18 protein-coding genes and 1 tRNA gene are annotated in these 18517 nt (G+C 71.8%); 6 read left to right on the forward strand and 13 right to left on the reverse strand.

Features of this window, described 5'->3' with window-relative positions; genetic code table 11:
* Positions 1 to 134: 134 nt before the first annotated feature.
* Genes CFK41_RS13295 through CFK41_RS13310 form a run of 4 tightly spaced genes read right to left on the reverse strand, consistent with a single transcriptional unit; the run spans position 135 to position 3297 of the window.
* The gene (locus CFK41_RS13295) at positions 135 to 926 is read right to left on the reverse strand and encodes an amino acid ABC transporter ATP-binding protein (RefSeq protein ID WP_227873081.1); all 792 of its coding nucleotides are present in this window, start codon (positions 924 to 926) and stop codon (positions 135 to 137) included.
* Positions 919 to 1572, reverse strand: a complete 654-nt coding sequence (ehuD, locus tag CFK41_RS13300; RefSeq protein ID WP_096800099.1) for an ectoine/hydroxyectoine ABC transporter permease subunit EhuD — start codon at positions 1570 to 1572, stop codon at positions 919 to 921. The genes CFK41_RS13295 and ehuD overlap by 8 nt, the downstream gene beginning before the upstream one ends.
* Positions 1569 to 2348: an ectoine/hydroxyectoine ABC transporter permease subunit EhuC gene (gene ehuC / locus CFK41_RS13305; RefSeq protein ID WP_096800100.1), complete on the reverse strand. Its 780-nt coding sequence runs from the start codon at positions 2346 to 2348 to the stop codon at positions 1569 to 1571. Before ehuC ends, ehuD begins: the two co-directional genes overlap by 4 nt.
* Positions 2349 to 2388: 40 nt before the next feature.
* Complete coding sequence (locus CFK41_RS13310; RefSeq protein ID WP_096800101.1) at positions 2389 to 3297, reverse strand: transporter substrate-binding domain-containing protein; 909 nt, start codon at positions 3295 to 3297, stop codon at positions 2389 to 2391.
* Positions 3298 to 3581: 284 nt separating this feature from the next.
* Between CFK41_RS13310 and CFK41_RS13320 the strand changes: the two genes are divergently transcribed.
* Entirely contained in the window at positions 3582 to 4379 is a 798-nt protein-coding gene (locus tag CFK41_RS13320) for a GntR family transcriptional regulator (RefSeq protein WP_096800103.1), read from the forward strand.
* A 61-nt stretch (positions 4380 to 4440) separates the two neighbouring features.
* Here the strand turns inward: CFK41_RS13320 and CFK41_RS13325 are convergent.
* From CFK41_RS13325 to CFK41_RS13345, 5 genes are all read right to left on the reverse strand, one after another.
* A tRNA-Ser gene (locus CFK41_RS13325) sits at positions 4441 to 4529 on the reverse strand.
* A 103-nt stretch (positions 4530 to 4632) separates the two neighbouring features.
* Complete coding sequence (locus tag CFK41_RS13330; protein ID WP_096800104.1) at positions 4633 to 5109, reverse strand: peroxiredoxin; 477 nt, start codon at positions 5107 to 5109, stop codon at positions 4633 to 4635.
* Positions 5110 to 5147: 38 nt separating this feature from the next.
* Positions 5148 to 6869, reverse strand: coding sequence for a potassium channel family protein (locus CFK41_RS13335; RefSeq protein ID WP_096800105.1), 1722 nt, complete (start codon positions 6867 to 6869; stop codon positions 5148 to 5150).
* Between the two features lie 108 nt (positions 6870 to 6977).
* A complete protein-coding gene (locus CFK41_RS13340; RefSeq protein WP_096800106.1) occupies positions 6978 to 7655 on the reverse strand; it encodes a DUF1801 domain-containing protein in 678 nt (225 codons plus the stop codon).
* Positions 7652 to 8644, reverse strand: a complete 993-nt coding sequence (locus tag CFK41_RS13345) for a LacI family DNA-binding transcriptional regulator (RefSeq protein WP_096800107.1) — start codon at positions 8642 to 8644, stop codon at positions 7652 to 7654. Before CFK41_RS13345 ends, CFK41_RS13340 begins: the two co-directional genes overlap by 4 nt.
* Positions 8645 to 8773: 129 nt before the next feature.
* Between CFK41_RS13345 and CFK41_RS13350 the strand changes: the two genes are divergently transcribed.
* The 4 genes from CFK41_RS13350 (at position 8774) to CFK41_RS13365 (ending at position 13437) form a co-directional block, all read left to right on the forward strand.
* On the forward strand, positions 8774 to 9808 hold the full coding sequence (locus CFK41_RS13350; protein WP_096800108.1) for a zinc-binding alcohol dehydrogenase family protein: 1035 nt from the start codon (positions 8774 to 8776) through the stop codon (positions 9806 to 9808).
* Between the two features lie 37 nt (positions 9809 to 9845).
* Entirely contained in the window at positions 9846 to 11282 is a 1437-nt protein-coding gene (locus CFK41_RS13355; protein WP_096800109.1) for a tagaturonate epimerase family protein, read from the forward strand.
* A gap of 67 nt (positions 11283 to 11349) precedes the next feature.
* Entirely contained in the window at positions 11350 to 12363 is a 1014-nt protein-coding gene (locus tag CFK41_RS13360; protein WP_096800110.1) for a YdcF family protein, read from the forward strand.
* 30 nt (positions 12364 to 12393) lie between these two features.
* Positions 12394 to 13437 carry a YdcF family protein gene (locus tag CFK41_RS13365; protein WP_151904756.1) on the forward strand — a complete coding sequence of 348 codons (1044 nt, stop codon included), beginning with the start codon at positions 12394 to 12396 and terminating at the stop codon, positions 13435 to 13437.
* Here the strand turns inward: CFK41_RS13365 and CFK41_RS13370 are convergent, their stop codons facing one another.
* Complete coding sequence (locus CFK41_RS13370; RefSeq protein WP_096800112.1) at positions 13438 to 14055, reverse strand: biotin transporter BioY; 618 nt, start codon at positions 14053 to 14055, stop codon at positions 13438 to 13440.
* Positions 14056 to 14125: 70 nt separating this feature from the next.
* On the reverse strand, positions 14126 to 14845 hold the full coding sequence (locus CFK41_RS13375; protein ID WP_096800113.1) for a M50 family metallopeptidase: 720 nt from the start codon (positions 14843 to 14845) through the stop codon (positions 14126 to 14128).
* Between the two features lie 101 nt (positions 14846 to 14946).
* Here CFK41_RS13375 and CFK41_RS13380 point away from each other — a divergent pair, with 101 nt between their 5' ends.
* The gene (locus CFK41_RS13380; RefSeq protein ID WP_096800114.1) at positions 14947 to 17217 is read left to right on the forward strand and encodes a family 78 glycoside hydrolase catalytic domain; all 2271 of its coding nucleotides are present in this window, start codon (positions 14947 to 14949) and stop codon (positions 17215 to 17217) included.
* 96 nt (positions 17218 to 17313) lie between these two features.
* Here CFK41_RS13380 and CFK41_RS13385 read toward each other — a convergent pair whose 3' ends face one another.
* A complete protein-coding gene (locus tag CFK41_RS13385; RefSeq protein ID WP_096800115.1) occupies positions 17314 to 17517 on the reverse strand; it encodes a cold-shock protein in 204 nt (67 codons plus the stop codon).
* A gap of 467 nt (positions 17518 to 17984) precedes the next feature.
* Entirely contained in the window at positions 17985 to 18476 is a 492-nt protein-coding gene (locus CFK41_RS13395) for a DUF2975 domain-containing protein (RefSeq protein ID WP_096800117.1), read from the reverse strand.
* Positions 18477 to 18517: the final 41 nt, after the last annotated feature.

The raw sequence follows: 18517 nt of genomic DNA on the forward strand, positions 1-18517 counted from the left end.
GGGTCGGCGCGCCGATCAGCGGCCGCCGACGACAAAGCAGGGCGACCGCGTCGGCGCGGAGCGAACGGGCACAGACTACAGCGAAGGTCCGCCATCGCCCGCGTCCGCGACAGTCCGCGGACCGTCGGGGCGGATCAGAGGACGGCGCGCAGGAAGTCCTGGGTGCGCTGGTTCTCCGGAGCGCTGAACATCTTCTCCGGCGTCCCCTCCTCCACGATCGATCCGTGGTCGAACATCATCACGCGCTGGGAGACGTCCCGGGCGAACTGCATCTCGTGGGTCACGATGAGCATCGAGATGTCGGTCTCCGCGGCGATGTCCTTCAGCACGCCGAGCACCTCCCCCACCAGCTCGGGATCCAGCGCCGAGGTGACCTCGTCCAGCAGCAGGATCTCGGGGTCCATGGCCAGGGCCCGGGCGATCGCGACACGCTGCTGCTGCCCGCCGGAGAGCTCGGAGGGGCGGGCGTCCTTCTTCCACGCCATGCCCACCTTGTCCAGCAGGGCCTCGGCCTTGTGCGCCGCCTCGTCCTTGGACAGCCCCATGACGTGCACGGGCGCCTCGATGATGTTCTCGAGGACGGTCATGTTCGGGAACAGGTTGAAGTGCTGGAACACCATCCCGATGCCGGTGGTGGTGCGGCGGCGGCGCTTGTCCGGGATCCGCACCCGCTTCCCGCCCTGCTCCTCGTACTGCAGCGGTGTGCCGCCGATGTGGATGTAGCCGCCGGTGAGCTCCTCGAGGGTCATCACCAGGCGAAGGATCGTGGTCTTGCCCGATCCCGACGGGCCGATGAGGGTGACCCGCTCGCCCCGGGAGACGGTGAAGTCCAGGCCCTCGAGCACGGTGTGGTCACCGAACTTCTTGACCACGTCGCGGAACTCGATGTGCGGCTCGCCGACGGGTGCTGCGGTGTTCTCAGGCAAGTTTCTTCTCCAGTCGTCGGATCAGGACGGAGGTCGGGTAGCTCGAGGCCAGGAAGATCAGGCCGGCCAGGGTGATCGACTCGGTGTAGCGGAAGGTGTCCCCGCCGTACGTCTGGGCGACCCGCACCATCTCCGGGATGTAGATGACCACGAAGAACGGGGTCTCCTTGAACATGGAGATCGCATAGTTGCCCAGCGCCGGAAGGGTGCTGCGGATCGCCTGGGGGACGATGATCGCCCGCCAGGTGCGGGTCTGCGGGAGCGACAGCGCGGTGGCCGCCTCCCACTGGCCCTTGGGCACAGAGTCGATGCCGGCGCGGTACACCTCGGCCATGTAGGTCGTGTAATGGATGCCGAGCACCCACACGCCGATCGCGAAGGTCGAGTCGACGTACGGCGAGAGCACCAGGTTCGCGAACACCAGCTGCACCACCAGGGGCGTCATCCGGATGAACTCGACCACCCAGGTCACCGGGGTGCGGATGACGGCCGGCGAGACCCGGCGGATCATCGCGACGATCAGGCCCAGCACCACCGCGATGAGGGTGCCGAGCACGGTCGCGACCAGCGTGTACTTGACGAACGCGATTAGCAGCTCGGGCAGGACGGCGGCGGCGTGGTCCCAGGACCACCAGGAGTCGTTCACGTCAGACCCCCCTTCGCCACCGAGGCGCTGCCCGGGGCGCGCAGCAGGGAGCCCAGCGACGTCGAGAGAGCCGGGCCGCGGCCGATCCGGTGCTTGGCCTGCACCTCGAGGGCGTTCATGATGATGACGATCACCCAGGCGATGAGGTAGTAGGCCAGCAGTGCGAACAGGAACGCGAACCAGGTGCCGGTCTGCCTGCGAATCTGCTCGACCTGGAAGAAGAGGTCGTACAGCGTGACCGTGTAGACGATCGCGCTGCCCTTGAGCAGCTGGATCCACAGGTTCGACAGCGACGGGATCATCAGGGCCCAGGCCTGCGGGATGATCACCCGGAACAGGCCGCGCACGGGGCTCAGGCTGAGCGCGCTGAGCGCCTCGTACTGGCCCTTGGGCACCGAGCCGATCGAGCCGCGCACCACCTCGGCGCCGTAGGCCCCGTAGTTCAGCCCCAGCGCCAGGACCCCGACCACCAGCGGCTCGAGGCGGAAGCCGAGCGGGTACGGGAGCTGGGGCAGCACGAAGCAGAGCCAGAACAGCTGGACCACCAGCGAGGTGCCGCGGAAGAACTCCACGAAGACGCGCGCGACGATCCTCACCGGGGCGATCTTCACGGTCTGGAGGATGCCGAAGGCGAAGGAGATGACCAGGGCCAGCATCCCGCCGAGCACGGTCGCGAGAACGGTGGTCCAGACCCCGTCGAGGATCTGCGGCAGCCGGGCGCCGAGGACCTCGAGGTTCGGTCCGAGCTGCTCGAAGAACCCGATCAGTCCGTTCATCGGGCGGTCACCGTCTCGGAGGAGTGGTGGGGATCAGGGCTCACTGCAGGGACGAGAGATCGCCCGAGCACAGCAGCTCCGCCGTCATCTCCTCCGGGGGCAGCTCCTCCTTCGTGAAGCCGAAGTCGCCCACGATCGAGAGGTAGCGCTCGGGATCGGAGATGATCGCGGCCAGCTTCTCGTTGTAGGCGTCGAGCAGGGAGGTGTCCTCCTTGCGGAAGACCGTGCCGCCGGCGCCCACCTGCTTCTCACCGTCGATCTCGGCGACGAAGCTGTCGGTGACCTCGAAGTCGGTGGCGGAGTTCTCGGCCAGCCAGTTCAGCGAGATCGCGGTGAGCGCGAAGGCGTCCGCGTTGCCGCTGCTGAGCGCGTCCACGCCGTCCTGCGGGCCGCCGACCTCGATGCTCTCGAGGCCGAGGTCGCTCGCGTACGTGCTCTCGACCGCGCCGCTCATGGTGGCGACGGTGAGGCCCGAGTCGACGAAGGACTGCATGTCCTCGAGGCCCTCGGGGTTGCCCTTGGGCACCATGAGTGCCGTCGTGTACTGGAACTCCGGCTCGCTGAAGGCGGCCTCGGCGCAGCGCTCGGGGAGGATCGACATCCCGGCGCTGACGGCGTCGAACTGACCGGCGTTCAGGCCCGGGATGAGCGAGTTCCAGTCGGTGAGCTTGCCCTCGACGGTGTCGATGCCGAGCTCGCCGAAGATCTCGCGGTGCATGGCCAGGGTCGCACCGGTGATCTCGCCGTTGTCGTCGAAGCTGTAGGGAGCCTCGCCGGCGAAGCCGACCACGATCTTTCCGGCGTCCTGGAGCGTGGCGAGCAGGCCCCCGTCCTCGCCCTCACCGGCACCTCCCCCGGTGCTGGTGCGGCTGCAGGCGGCGAGACCGCCCAGCGCTGCGGCGGACAGGACGAGACCGCTCCCTCGGATGAAGCTGCGGCGGTTCTGCATGGCGATGCTCCTCGGCATTCGTCTGGGTCCGCGGGATCAGCGGTGGACCGACATCCCCTTCGTGTCGGACAATCCGATGATCCGCAGATCGGATCGTCACCACGCTAACGGCCCCTCCGAGTCCGTGCGCGGCTCCGCGAGGTTTCGTAATGTGGTCGTGATCCGGCCGTCCGGCGGCGAAATGTGATCGCGATGACGGCTCCGAGGGCTGGTGGCGGCGCTCCGGGGACGGATGATTGGATGACGCACCGCGCGCACACCGCGCACGAGCACAGGAGGATCCCATGCGCCCTCGTCAGGAGACGGTCCAGCTGCCGATGATGCAGCCCATCCGTCGACCCTCGATCATCGACCAGGCCGAGCTCGAGCTGCGCAATGCGATCTACTTCGGCGATCTCCGCCCGGGCGACACCATCCCGGAGGTCCAGGTCTCCAAGCAGATGGGCATCTCCCGCTCCTCGCTGCGCGAGGCCTGCCAGCGCCTGGTGCGCGACGGCCTGCTCACCCAGATCCCCGGGCGCGGGCTGTTCGTGACCCGGATGGATGCCGGCACCATGTCGGACTTCATCGACTACCGGCTCGGCATCGAGATGCAGGCCGCCTCGATCGTGGCAGACCGTGTGGCGTTCCTGCGCTCCGCGGGCGACGCCGCAGCGGCCGAGTCGCTGCTGGCGCCGCTGCGCGAGCCGATGGAGCGCACGCGCCGCGCGCTCGAGGCGGAGGAGGTCATCGAGGCGGGCAACGCCGACCTCGACCTGCACCAGCAGATCGCGGAGATCGCCGGGAACCGCTTCCTCATCTCCTCGATGAGCACCATCGTGATCCTCACCCGGATGGGCAGCTTCTCGGACCCGCGCGGCTTCGGCGTCCGCGCCGACCTCGCCGAGGCCCACGAGAAGCTGCTGGCCGCGCTCTCCGCCGGGGACGCCTCCCGCGCCCGGGCCGTGCTGCGCGAGACGCTGCAGGAGCTCGCCGGCCGCCTGCGCAGCGGTGAGGCCGAGCTCGAGGTGGTGCGCGATCCCGATCTGCTGGAGTCCGACGGCCCCGAGTGGACCACCCTGGGCGACGACCAGGGCGAGTAGCTCGAACGGCGAAAGGCCCCTCCCCCGCGGTATCACCGCAGGTGAGGGGCCTTTTCGTCGGCGGAGACGAGAGGATTTGAACCTCCGAGGCGATTTTGGTCGCCTACTCCCTTAGCAGGGGAGCGCATTCGGCCGCTCTGCCACGTCTCCTGGCACCGCGCTGAAGCGCGGCACGCCGATACAGCATACGGGAGCGGGAGGAGTGCTCCAAAGCGAGGGCGCGCAGATCACGTCACACTTGCGCCCGAGCGGCTCAGAGGCCGAGCTTCTCCTGCAGCAGCGCGATGTGCTTCGGGGTGCCCACGCGGTACTTCACGAAGGTCAGCACGCCCTCGGCGTCGATCGCGAAGGTGGAGCGGATGGTGCCCTGGACCAGCTTCCCGTACATGTTCTTCTCTCCCCATGCGCCGTACGCCTCCATCACCTGATGGGACTCGTCGGAGGCGAGGGTGTAGGGAAGGTCCTGCTCGGCGATGAAGCGGTCGAGCTCGGCGACGGGGTCCGGGGAGATGCCGATCACCCGGTAGCCGGCGTCGAGGAACATCTGATGGCTGTCCCGCAGATCGCAGGCCTGCTTGGTGCACAGGGAGGTGTTCGCCGCGGGGTAGAACCACAGCAGGGCCGGGGCGCCCCGCAGCGCGGCGAGGTCCACCCGGCCTCCGCCGGCGGTGGGCAGGTCGAGGGCGGGGGCGGCATCGCCCACGGCGAGCTTCACGGGTGCGGACGGCATGGATCTCCTGGGACGAACGGGGGGGGTGTCCGGCCACCCTAGCGTCGGCGGCCGAGGTAGGTCTCGCGGAAGCGGCGCTCGGCGTGACGATCACCGAGCAGCAGCAGCTGGCCGGGCGCCGAGGGGATGGACTCGGTGTCGTAGGCCAGGGTGCCGTCCTCATCGAGCACCGCGACGATGTGGCAGCCGGTCCTGCGGCGCACCTCGTCGTCGCGCACGGAGCGGCGCGCCAGGGAGGCGGGACGGGGCACCAGGAACAGCTCGTTGCCCTCGGCGACCAGCACACGATGGCTGAGCCCGGCGTGGTTCCACAGATCGGTCGCGCCGATGGTGGCGTAGGAGAGCACGCCGTCGGCGCCCGCACGGTAGAGCGTGGCCACGTTGCGTTCGTAGGTCGCGCGGGAGACCACCTGCAGCTCCGGACGCAGGCGCCGGCAGAACAGGGTGAGGTAGACGTTGAGGTCGTCGTCCCGCGGCGTGACCAGCACGGCGGAGGCGCTCTCGAGGCCCGCGCGGCGCAGGATCCGCTGGTCGGCGGCGTCCCCGGAGACCACGGCGTAGCTCGCGGTGCCCTCGAGCACGGAGTAGGAGGTCTCGACCCGGCCGGGGAGCATCTCGACGATCGTGTTGGGCACGCCCTCGTCGCTCAGCGCGCGGGAGGCGGACCGCCCCACGCGGCCGCCGCCGAGGATCACCACCGGCTCCTCGGAGATCTCGCGGCTCTGGAACTGCTCGTCGTACTCGGCGAGCTCGCACTCCTGCCCGGCGAGCACGAGCACGGTCCCGTCGGTGATCCGCAGGTCCGGGGTCATCGCCCGCAGCCGACCCTTGCGCATGATCGCCAGGACCCGCACCTTCGAGCGCAGCAGCGGCAGCGCCTCGCCGAGGGTGAGACCCACCAGGGCGGTTCCGCGCGCGGCGGCCTCGGCGATGATGGTCGAGCCGAAGCTGCCGATGGGGTGGTACCTGCCCGTGGAGCCCAGCACCCGGGAGGCCATCTCGCGGCCCAGCACCTGGCCGAGCTCGAGCACGTGGTCGGCGCCGGCGAAGCCGAGCACGTCGACGGAGACGGGCTTCGCCGCGGTCACGGCGATCGGCACGCGGGCTGCGGCCTGGCGCACGGTGAAGGCGACGTTGGTGTTCGCGGTGTCCGAGAGGGTGGAGACCACCAGTCGGGCGCGCGAGGCGCCGGCGTTGCGGTAGGTCACGGCGGAGTCGAGCGGACCCACGATCACCTGGCGCCCCTGGTCGTGCAGCTCCCCGGCGAGGGCCCCGTCCTCGAGGACGATGACGGCGGGCACCCGGGAGCGCTCCGCCCGGGCGGCGAACGCCTGGGTGACCGCGTCGGAGCCCACCAGCAGCACGTGGTCGCACAGGGAGGCGGGCACCTTGCGCGGGGTGCGCGCGGCACGGCGGTGGTCCAGCCACGGGGTGACGACGTACTGGATGACGAAGAAGGGCAGCAGCACCAGCATGTAGACCACGCCGCTGAGCAGGACCCACAGCGAGAACAGCCGGCCGGCGTCCGAGGTGAAGGTGATGTCGCCGTAGCCGAGGGTCGACATGGTGGTGATTGTCCAGTACACGGCGCTCGCCCACGAGTGCTCGCCGGACTCGTGCTCCATCAGGACCTTGAACAGGACCGAGTGGACCACGACCATCACGAAGCCGATCCCGAGGATCAGCACGGCGGCCTTCGACCGTCGGCCGACGAACGGGGATCTGTCCGCGCGGCGGCGCTCGCCCTCCGTCTGTCCCATCGCCGTCCTCTCCACGATCGATCGGGAACCCGCATGCTCCGGCTCCCGGAGCACAGTAGGCCTCCGGACCCCCGCGACGCACCGGGCCCGCGCCCGGTGAGCGGAGCATCACGCGGGCGGCGGACCGCTCTCCCAGGCATGGCCCACGAGCTCAGCCAGGATGTCCGTGTCGACCGCCTCGAGGGACCGCACCCAGACGCAGCCGGCGCCGCGCCGGTGCGGGCCCAGCCGCTCCAGCAGCTCCTCGCTGCGGGGATGGCCCTGCAGCCCGTAGAGCGCGAGATCCGCGGCGCGCGGGCTGAAGCCGAGCTGGAAGGTGTCCCCCTCGCGGCCGGTGGCATAGCGGTAGTGCACCTCGCCGTAGCCGATCATGCTGGGCCCCCACATCGTGGCCGGGGCGCCGGTGGCCTCCCCGAACATCGCCAGCAGGGCCGCGCCCTCGCGGCGGCGGCGCGCGCCGAGCGAGGCGATGTGGTCCTCGGGGGCGGCGCCGGTCGAGCGGGTGCGGAGATCGGCGGCGTTCCTCCCGGTCGCCCCGCGGGTCACGACCGCCGATCGGGTCTCCGCGGCGGGCGGGTCCTGGAAGGAGGCTCCGTGCTCGGCGAGCACCGCCTGCAGCCGGCGTCCGGCCGACGGGCCGACGCCGTGGAGCGCGGCGAGTTCGGGCCAGCTGCGGCCTGCCAGCTCGCCGACGATGCCCAGCCCCTGCTCGGCCAGAGCCCGGACCGCGGGGCGTCCCACACCCGGGACATCCGCGATGGGGGTGGAGAGGTCGCTGTCGCTCATGCTCGGAGCGTAGACGAGCTCGGCGCGCGACCGACCGAGGCGCGGGGCACGAAGCGGGTGCGCAGCCCGATCCGTGCCGGCTCGCCGCCGGCGGGTTCGTGGAGCAGGTCGATCCCGGTGGTGCCCATGTCGTAGCGGGGCACCCGCACCGTGGCCAGGCCCGGGGTGATCATCGCGGCGAAGGTGATGTCGTCCCAGCCCACCACGCTGATCTGCCCCGGCACGTCCACGCCGAAGCTGCGCAGCCGCTCCATGAGCGCGAGGGCCATGAGGTCGTTGTAGACCAGCACCGCGGTCGCGTCGGTCTGCAGGAGCGCCTCGGCGCCGAGGCGCCCGCCGTCGGCCGTCGGCGCGAAGGAGCCGATCTCGATCGCCTCCAGGCCCGCCTCGGCGCAGATCCCCACGATGACCTCGCGCCGCACCTGGTCGGAACGGCTGATGGAGGGGCCGCCGACGTAGCCGATCCGTCGGTGCCCCATCCGTCGCAGGTGCTGCACGGCGGCGGGGATGCCCGGATCCGGGTCCGCGAAGACGCCGGGGAGCTGCGGGGAGACCCGGTTGACCAGGCTGAGCGGTGTGAGCGAGGCGGCCTCGCGCAGCGACTCCTCGTCCATCCGGCTCGAGCACAGCAGGATCCCGTCGACCTGGGGGGCGAGGGTGCGCACCAGCGGCAGCTCGCCCTCGGGCGACTCCCCCGCGTCGGTGATCAGCAGCTGCGCCCCGAGCTCGTGGGCCCGGGCCTGCGCACCCTTGAGCACCGCCGGGAAGAAGGGGTTCTCGAGGTCGGGGACGATCACGCCGTACACCCCGGCACGCCCGGTGATGAGGGCGCGGGCGGTGCGGTTGGGGCTGTAGCCGAGCTCGGAGGCGGCGGCGCGCACCCGCTCGAGGGTCGCGGCGCCGACCATGTCCGGGCGCTGGAAGGCCCGGGAGGCCGTGGCGACGGAGACGGCCGCGCGGGCGGCCACGTCCTTGAGCGTCACCGCCATGCTCGCTCCCCTTCCGGCGCACCCGCACTGCAACTTTTGCAGTCGGTGGACATCGTCGACAGCATAGTCCACACTCGTACAGGTCCGATGACTGCAATCGTATACATCTGCGACCGACGGAGGCCCCTGATGAAGTCGATCCGCGTCACCACGCCCGGAGCCGTGGAGATCGTCGACGTCCCCGCTCCGCAGCCCGCGCCCGGGGAGGCGCTGCTGCGCGTCCGCTTCGCCGGCATCTGCGGCTCGGACATCCAGACCTTCCGGGGCACCCAGCCCTTCACCACCTACCCGCGCGTCCCCGGGCACGAGTTCTCCGCGGAGATCCTCGAGATCCACGACCCCGAGGGGGCCGCGGAGACCGATCTGTCCGTCGGGGACGTCGTCACGGGCGTGCCCTACTTCGAGGACGGCACCTGCTACTCCTGCCGCCGCGGGCGGCTCAACGCCTGCGTGCACAACGAGACCATGGGCGTGCACCGCGACGGCGCGTTCCAGGAGCTGATCACCATGCCGCTGGACCGGCTGCACCGGGCCGAGGGCGTAAATCCCCGCGACCTGGCGATGGTGGAGCCGTTCTCCATCGGGTACCACGCCGTGCTGCGCGCCGAGGTCGGCGAGCAGGACCGGGTGCTGGTCATCGGCGCCGGAGCGATCGGCCTGCTGACCATGCTCGCCGCCCGCAGCCGCGGGGCGCGCGTCTGGGTCGCCGACGTCGTCGGGTCCCGCCTGGAGATCGCCCGCGACCTCGGCGCGGAGGGGACCTTCGATCTCACGACGGACTCCCTCGCCGACGCCGTCGACCGCGCCACCGACGGCGACGGCTTCGACGTGGTCTGCGAGGCCACCGGCCTGCCGGTCTCCTTCACCAACGCGATCGAGGCGGCCGCCACCGGTGCGCGCCTCGCCCTGATCGGCAACGGCACCCGCGAGGTCACCTTCAACCAGTCGGTCCTCATCAAGAAGGAGCTGGACGTGCTCGGCTCCCGCAACAGCCTCGGGGTCTTCCCCCAGCTCATCGAGCTCCTGGAGAGCGGCGCGGTGGACGTCTCGCCGCTGCGCACCCGGATCGTCCCGTTCACCGAGGCGATGAGCGCGCTCGAGGCCGCCGGCGGCGGGTCGACCGCCGATGTCAAGGTGCTCATCGAGTTCCCCACCGCCCCCTGACCCCGCCCTGCACCTCTCACCCTGATCGGAGATCCCCATGACCCTGCACCACGACTCCCTCACCGCCAGCATCGAGTACGACGGCTCCGCCCGCTCCCTGCGCCTGGACGCGGCCTCGGCCGATGCACTCGCCGCCTTCGAGGGCACCGCCTCCGCCGCCGGCGACGGGCACGTCCTCACCGGCCCGCTGACCACCGCGAACGCGAGGGCGCTGCAGGCGGCCTTCCCCGTGCTGCGGCCCCAGCTGATCGGCGGGCACCGCACCTCCGTCGGCACCGGCGACCGCACCGGGCTGGCGACCCCCGGCCAGGCGCGCGCCTTCGCCGAGCAGGGCGTCGGCGTGATGCCGGTGCTCGCCCAGCAGTCGATCCGCGAGATGGACCGCCTGGGCCGCAGCGCCCGGTCCGTCATGGACGACGCCGTCTTCGGCCTGGTCGAGGCCGGCTGGGACCGCGGCTTCGGCGCCGACTGCGACCACATCAAGTCCACCGAGGGCATCGACCGCGGCCTCGAGGCCGGCTTCGTCATGTTCACCCTGGACCCGGGCGACCTGGTCGCCGACGTCACCGCCGGGGTCACCGAGGCCGACGCCGAGGGCCTCCCCTGGGACCAGCTCGAGGACACCCTCGCGGACCTCAAGGCCCGCTACGTGGGCATGACGCTGGACGTGGGCCATTCGCAGATCGAGGTCACCGAGCAGGACGTCCTCACCGCGGCGGTGAAGTACGGTCGCGCGGTCGTGGAGTCGATGCGCCTGTACCGTCACGTCACCGAGAACGCCCGGCACGAGGTCGAGATCGAGTTCGCGGTCGACGAGACCACATGGCTCACCACCTTCTTCGAGCACTTCTACATGGCCTCGGAGCTCAAGCGCCTGGGCGCCTCCTGGTTCAGCTTCGCGCCGCGCTACGTGGACGGCTTCGAGAAGGGCCTGGACTTCCTGGGCGACGTGGAGGAGCTGCGCACGAACCTCGAGGCGCACCACGCGATCTCGAACCAGTTCGGCGGCTACAAGATCTCCCTGCACTCGGGATCCGACAAGTTCTCCATCTACCCGCTGTGCGTCGAGGCGACCCAGGGCCTGGTCCACCTGAAGACCTCCGGCACCAGCTACCTGTGCGGCGTCGAGATCGTCGCCGCCCAGGACCCGGAGCTGTTCTCGGCGATCTGGGACATCTCCCGCGCCTCCTACGTCAAGGCCCGGGCGAGCTACCAGGTCTCCGCCCACGAGGACCGCACCCCCACCTCCCTGGAGGGCGTGGACCTGCCCGAGCTGATCCGCTCGGCCGACGCCCGCCAGATCCTGCACGTGGGCTACGGCGACTCGCTGAACGGGACCGACGCCTCCGGCGCCTCGATCCACGACCGCTTCCTCGACGTGGTCGCCGCACATCAGGCCAGCCACACCGAGGTGCTCGCCGCGCACATCGGCCGCCATCTGGCGCCCTTCCGGCCGGCTCCCGCCCAGGGCTGACGCCGTCGTCCCTCCCTGCGCGGCGGCCATGGCAGGATGAGCCGTCGCGCGAGGTGAGGAGGGCTGGATGTCTGCAGCAGGGATCGGGGCCCTCGGGCTCCTGACGATGCTGTGCACGGCGGCCCACCAGCTGATCGTCCGCCGGGACCCCCGCCGGATGCGCAGCGGGACGCTCCTGCTGCTCGCCGCGCTCCTGCTCCTCGCTCTGGTGCTCGCGCTGCTGGGCCGCCCGGCACCGACGGCGCTGCTGCTCGCGCTGTGGGGCCTGAGCATGACCGGGGCGCTCGTACTCGGGGCGACCGTGGTGATCGGCTCCCTGGTCATCTCCCCGCGCGATGCCCGACCGCGCGGTCGTGTGCTCTCGGGGCTCGGCGGGCTCGCGCTGCTCGCCTCCCCCGTCCTGGTCCCCGCGCTCGCGGGGGTCGGGGGTCCCGTCGGCCTCGTGCTCGCAGGGATCGTCGGCGTCCTCGCGATGCACCTGGGGATCGCCTTCCTGATCTTCCTCGGCGCCGCCCTCCCCTACCTCCGGCACCGGCCGCGACTGGGCGGCGGCGGCATCATCGTGCTCGGCTCGACCCTGCACGCCGGACGGATCCCGCCGCTGCTGCGTGGTCGGCTCGAGCGCGCCGCCGCCGAGCGGGAGCGCCTGCTCGCCCTCGGCGTCGATCCGCTGCTGGTGCCCTCGGGCGGCAAGGGCGACGAGGACACCCCGCACGAGGCGGAGGCGATGGCGGCGCATCTGATCGACGTGCTCGGGGTCCCCGCCGACCGGGTGCGCACCGAGATCGCCGCGCGCACCACCGAGGAGAACCTGGTCCTCTCCCACCGACTGCTCGACGAGGCCGGACAGGCGGGCACCTACCTCGTCGTCACCAGCGGATATCACGCCTTCCGGGCCGCGCTGATCGCGCGCGAGCTGGGGTTCGGGGACGAGGTGGTCGGCGGGCCGACGGGGCTGCGCCATCTGCCCACCGCGATGCTGCGGGAGTTCGTGCTCCTGCTCGGGCGCCGACTGCCCTGGGTGCTCGCCGCCCTGCCCGTGACGGTCGCGGCCGCGGTGCTGCTGGTGCGCATGCTCTGAGCGTCCCGGTGCCGCACCGTGTCAGGATGGATGACCGGACGAGTCGAGGAGCTGGGAATGCTGGGATCGCTGATCGGGACGGCCTTCTGGTGGGGGCTGTACCTGCTGGTCTTCCACCGGGACCGGAGGCGGGTGCGCAACGGCGTGCTCCTGCTGATCGCGCTCGGATCGAGCCTCTCCACCCTCGGCCAGCTCGTCCAGACCACCCTTCCGCTCGGCGACGTGCTCGTGCTCGCCGCGGTGCTGCTCGAGGTGCTGGGACTGGTGGGGCTCGCGGTGTTCATGGTGTGGAACGGCCTGACCATGGTGCGCAAGGAGGGCCGGTCCCTGGGGAACCTGCTCTCGGGTTTCGCGGGACTGGCCCTGCTGGCCTCTCCCGTCGTCGCCGGGGCTCTGCTGTTCTCGCTCCATCCCCTCGGGCTCGCCGCGGGTGCGCTGCTGGCTCTGCTCACCCTGCATGTGGGACTCGCCTTCGCCGTGTTCCTGTGCGCCTCGATCCCCTACCAGCTGTTCCCCAAGCAGCTGCCCACCGAGGGGATCATCGTCCACGGGTCCGGCCTGATCCGCGGGAAGGTCTCACCCCTGCTGCGCAACCGACTGGACCGTGCCGTCGCCGAGCGCGATCGGCTGCTGGCGCTCGGCCTCGATCCGCTGCTGGTCCCCTCGGGCGGTCAGGGCGAGGACGAGCCGCGCCCCGAGGGCGAGGCGATGGCCGAGTACCTCGTGGAGGAGGCCGGGATGCCTGCCGAGCGCGTCCGCGCCGAGACCGCATCGCGCACCACGGAGGAGAACCTGACCCTCTCCCACCGGATCCTCGAGGAGGCCGGCGTGGCAGGCCCCTGCATCGTCGCGACCAGCAGGTACCACGCCTTCCGTGCGGCCCTGCTGGCGCGGTCGCTGGGATACGCCGACGAGGCCGTGGGTGGTCCCACCGCGTTCTACTACGTCCCCAGCGCCACGCTGCGGGAGTTCATCGCGGTGCTGACCTACCGGAAGGTGTGGTTCGCCGTGTCCTTCCTGCCGGCGCTGGGACTCGTCGCCCTGATGGTCCGGGCCGCGCTGCTGTACGCCTGATCAGCGGCGGTCGTCGAGGCCGCGCACGGCCTTCCACGCGGCGGGGATCAGCACCGCGGCGAGCGCGGCCTTGACGAGACCGCCGGGCACGAAGGGCCACAGACCGGCCGCGAGCACGCCGGCGAGGCCGGTCTCGGCGCCCATCACGGCGTTGAGGATCACCGCGAGGTACGGCACGCCCACCAGGAAGGGCACCGCGCTCGCGGCGACGAAGCCGATCATCGCGAGCACGGGGCGGCGGTCCCAGGCGCGCTCGGCGAACCAGCCGGCCACGAAGGCCGCCGGCACGAAGCCGAGCACGAACCCGAAGCTGGGCGAGAGCACGGAGGCCGGGCCGCCGCTGAGCTCGGCGAAGATCGGGGCGCCCGCGAGGCCCACCAGCAGATAGGTCGCCAGCGCCGCGGCACCGCGACGGGAGCCGAGCGCCGCGCCCACGAGGATCACGCCGAGGGTCTGCCCGGTGATCGGGACCAGCGGCAGCGGGATGGTGACCTGCGCGAGGAGCGCGACGACGGCGACGCCCGAGAGCACCAGGCCGGCATCCTGCAGTCGGGTGCGGTGCGGGGCCAGGGCATCGGCCAGGACGGGACGGCGGGCCGGGACGGTGATCGCGGACATGAGGCTCCTCAGGGCTGGGGGACGACGGGGACCAGGGTACGGCCCGGCCCGGGGCGGTGACCGCCGGGTCTCACCGGAGCCCGCCCACGGCCTCGACCAGCGGCGATCCGGCCCACCAGCTGCACAGGGCGATCACGAGGGCGAAGCTCAGCGTCCACACCCCGGCGGGCAGGGCGGTGAGCTGGCCGAGCTGCGCGGGGTCGTCGCCGCGGCCGCCGGTGCGGATCACGGCGCCGAGGTGCCGCCACGCCCCGAGCAGCAGGAAGGCGCCGGCGGCAAGGGTGAGCAGCGCGATGAGCGCCGGGGAGCCCCACCACCACAGCGCCCCGACCGCCGCGGCGGTGGCCAGCACGGCGGCGACGGTGTGCAGGGAGCGGGTGAACACGAGCGAGAGCACCAGCACGACGAGCGCGATGCAGAGCGCCGTCCGCGCCCAGCCGAGTAGGGAGACCTGCACGAGCACGGCCCCGATCAGCGCCGGTGCCGGGTAGCCGGCCCAGGTGGAGGCGATGCGCCCGATCCCTCGGCGGGGGCCGACGGTGAGGGCGTGGCCGGACATGTCGGCGCTGACCACGAACCCGGCGAAGCGTCGGCCGAAGGCCATCCCGATCACGGCGTGGCCGAGCTCGTGCACGATCGTCACCGCAGGGCGGGTCAGCCGCCACAGCGGCGGGACGGCGATCACCACGAGCGCCGCGACCAGCGCGGTCGCGACCCACCAGCCGGGCGTCGGGGCGTCGTCGGGCGCGATCCGGGCGCCGATCCCGCCGAGCAGGGTGCTGAGGTCCATCGCGCCATGGTGGCAGGTCCCGCCCGATGCCGCCTGGGAGCGCGGCGCCGTGCCAGACTGAGCCCGCCCGTCGATGTGGACAGTAGAACCTGAGGTCAGGCATGCCGGAGATCGACCCCGCTCTCGCCCGTTGGATCACCGCTCCCGGCGAGGATCCCCAGAACCCCCTGCTGCGCCTCGCCTTCACCCTGGGCTCCCCGCCGGTCGCGGGACGGCTGCGGGTGACGGGTCTGGGGACCTTCCGCGCCCATCTGAACGGGGCGCCCGTGAGCGACGGCCGCCTGGACCCCGGCCTCACCGATCCGCGCCGCCGCGTGCAGGTGTGCGATCTGGACGTCTCGGCGCTGCTGCTCTCGGGCGAGAACGTGCTGGGCATCGAGCTGGGCCGGGGCTTCCACGCGATGCGCACCCCGAACGTGTGGCGCTGGCACGAGGCGCCGTGGCGCGGCCCGGTGCGCGCCTGGGCGCATCTGCGTGTGGACCTGGCCGACGGTTCCGCCCGTGCCCTCACCACGGGCGAGGACTGGCTGACCCGACCGGGCCCGGTGGTCGTCGACTCGATGTACGAGGGCGAGACCTTCTCCCCCACCGAGGACCCGTCGGCCTGGCTGCTCCCGGGCTACGCGACCGACGGATGGGAGCCGGCGCTCGTGGCCCGCCCGGGGAAGGGATCGCGTCGCAGGCTGGAGTCCCCGGAGCCGCTGCTGGTGACCCAGGTGCAGGAGCCGGTCGTCGAGCAGGGCGAGATCACCCCGGTGGTCGTCTCCGCCACCTCGCAGCGGGTGGTGCTGGACATGGGCCGGGTGATCGCCGGCTGGTGCCGCTACGAGCTCCGCGACGAGGTGGACGCGCTCTCGCCGACGCTCGAGCTGGTGGCCCGCCACGGCGAGAAGCTGCGCGACGACGGCACGGTGGACGACGACAACGAGCACATCGCCGCGGACCGCTTCCAGGAGGACCGGGTGCGCCTGGAGCCCGCCTACGCGCGCTCCTTCGCCCCGCGCCACAGCTACAAGGGGTTCCGCTACGTGCAGCTCGAGGCGGTCGCCGGCGATCTCTCCGGCGTGGACGTCACCGGCGTAGCGGCGTGGGCGGATCTGCAGGAGGTCAGCGCGCTGCGCTCCTCGGAGCCGTATCTCGAGCGCTTCGACGCGGCGATGCGGGCCTCGCTGCTGAACAACATGCACCACGTCCCCACCGACACCCCGATGCACGAGAAGAACGGGTGGACGGGCGATGCGCTGACCGGGCTCGCGGCGATGACCACGAGCTTCGACATGCGCCGGATGCTGGCCAAGTGGGCGACGGACCAGGTCGACGGGCAGCGCGCCGACGGCTCCCTGGCCGTCATCTCGCCGACCCCGGGCTGGGGCTACGAGGAGCTCTCCCCCGCTCCGGAGTGGACCTGCCTGCTGCCGACCCTGCTGGACGAGCTGGCCACGGAGTACGGCGATCTCGCCCCGGTCGCGGAGCACGCCGCGGCGGCCGCGCGCTACCTGGATCATGAGCTGGGCCGTCGCGACCAGGACGGGCTGATCTCCGGCGTGCTCGGGGACTACCTCACCCCGGGCAGCCCCGGCCCGGCCCCGGAGGACAAGCGGCTCTCGGGCACCCTCGCGGTGGCCGGCGGTCTGCGCTCCCTGGCCCATGCGCTGGACCTCGCCAGCGGCGAGGAGATCGCCGATGTCCCCTCCTCCGAGGAGCTGCGCGAGCGGGCGCTCGCGCTCGAGGAGGCGGTGAACATCGTGTTCCTGGACCGGGAGCAGGGGCTCTACCGCGATCCGGCGGGCAGCGCGGAGGTCGGCTACCGCCAGACCAGCAACGTGCTGCCGCTCGCCGCGGGGATCGTGCCGCCCGAGCTCGTCGAGAGCGCGGTGGCGAACCTGGTCGCGGACATCACCGCCCGCGGGGACCATCACGACTGCGGCCATCTCGGGGTGCGTCACCTGCTGGGGGTGCTCTCCGCCCACGGGCACGGGGATTTGGCCTGGCGGGTCCTCGCCAATCCCAGCGCCCCGGGATGGCGGGCCTGGCTGGAGGCGGGGAACTCCACCTTCATGGAGATGTGGCAGGACCCCCGCTCCTGCTCCCACTACTTCATGGGGACGCCCGCCACCTGGATCCATGAGCATGCGGTGGGCCTGCGCCGGGGCCGGGACGGCTGGGGGGAGCTGCTGGTGCAGCCGGACCCGGAGGTGCCCGTCGGCCGCATCGCGATGACGCGCGAGACCCCCGCCGGCACGATCGAGGTCGAGGTGGATCGCGAGGCGCGCACGGTGTCGCTCGCCGTCCCGGAGGGCTCCCGGGCCCGCGTGGTGCTGCCGGGCCTCGAGCGGACCCTCGGACCGGGGCGGCACACCGTCTCCTGGTGAGCAGGTCGGGAACAGGACGACGCCCGCCGCGCCCGGCGTGAGCCGGGCCCGACGGGCGTCGAGGTCATGCTGTCGCTCGTGCGAGCGACGCGGAGATCAGAGTCCGCGGATGTTCACAGCCTGCAGGCCCTTGGGGCCCTGCTCGGTCTCGAACTCCACGCGCTGGTTCTCCTGCAGGTCGCGGCGGCCGGTGCCGACGATGGCGCTGAAGTGCGCGAACACATCGGCGGAGCCGTCCTCGGGGGCGATGAAGCCGTAGCCCTTGTCGGAGTTGAACCAGGTGACGATGCCAGTAGCCATGGCGATATTTCCTTCGTTGTCGTGAGTCACGGTCGTGACCCGTAGATCCGCTGCGACGGCGCCGCTGCGGATGGGAGCACTCCGCGGTCACGAGGACCGGTGCGGGGTGCGTGTGCGGTCGCGAGGACCGCCCGAGCCGAGGCCGACGACGGGATGTCACCGGTGCGGCCGATCTGGGGCCCGAAGGCCGTGGGGGACCCTCCGGCGAGCGCGGCGACGGGGTGGTCGCCCTGGGCTCGGAGCCGGGAGGGGGTCAAGCGCTCAGCGGGAACCGCGAGCGGGGAGTCGAACGAGGGCAGTGCGGAGGAGGTGATGTAATCCCAATTTTCTTCTGAGGTGCGCGCGACCGTCGTCGGTCGCCCCCGGGGGAGGCATCCTGCGCCGTGCACCCAAAGACTACGGCATCGCGGCGGGTGCTCGATCCATCGTGTGACCCAGCGGACGATTCCGCTCCCGGTCGCTCCCTCTCAAGCCGCCGCATCGAGCTCGGCCCGCATCGCGGTGGCCTGCACCAACAGCTGTCGCTGCACGTGGATCACCAGCGCCACCCCGGCGACGACCAGCGAGACGCCGCAGATCATCCCGATCAGCCCGGGCGCGAGCTCGTCCCCGGGCGTGAGGCGGTTGACGACGGCCCCGAGGACGGCGACCGAGAAGACGACCACCGCCTCCCCCGCGACGGCGGCGATGATCCGGTCGACGTGCGGCAACGCCGCCGGCGAGAACACGCGGCCGCGGCGCACCAGGGCGAGCAGGCGCAGAATGCTCACCGCGACCACCTGGAGGCAGAGCACGCCGAGCACGATCAGCGCGGCGACGACGACCACGGCAACGGGCGCGTCGCCCTCGCGCACCATCTTCGTGCACAGCAGCGCGGTCCACCCGATCTGGACCACCAGGGATCCGGCCAGCGAGACCCACAGGATCACGCGCAGGATCTGGACGGGAACAGCACCCATGACCACCTCTTCTCTCGGCCGACGATTACATTCTCCCGCTC

The sequence above is a fragment of the Brachybacterium ginsengisoli genome (genome assembly GCF_002407065.1).
GTDB classification, from domain to species: domain Bacteria; phylum Actinomycetota; class Actinomycetes; order Actinomycetales; family Dermabacteraceae; genus Brachybacterium; species Brachybacterium ginsengisoli.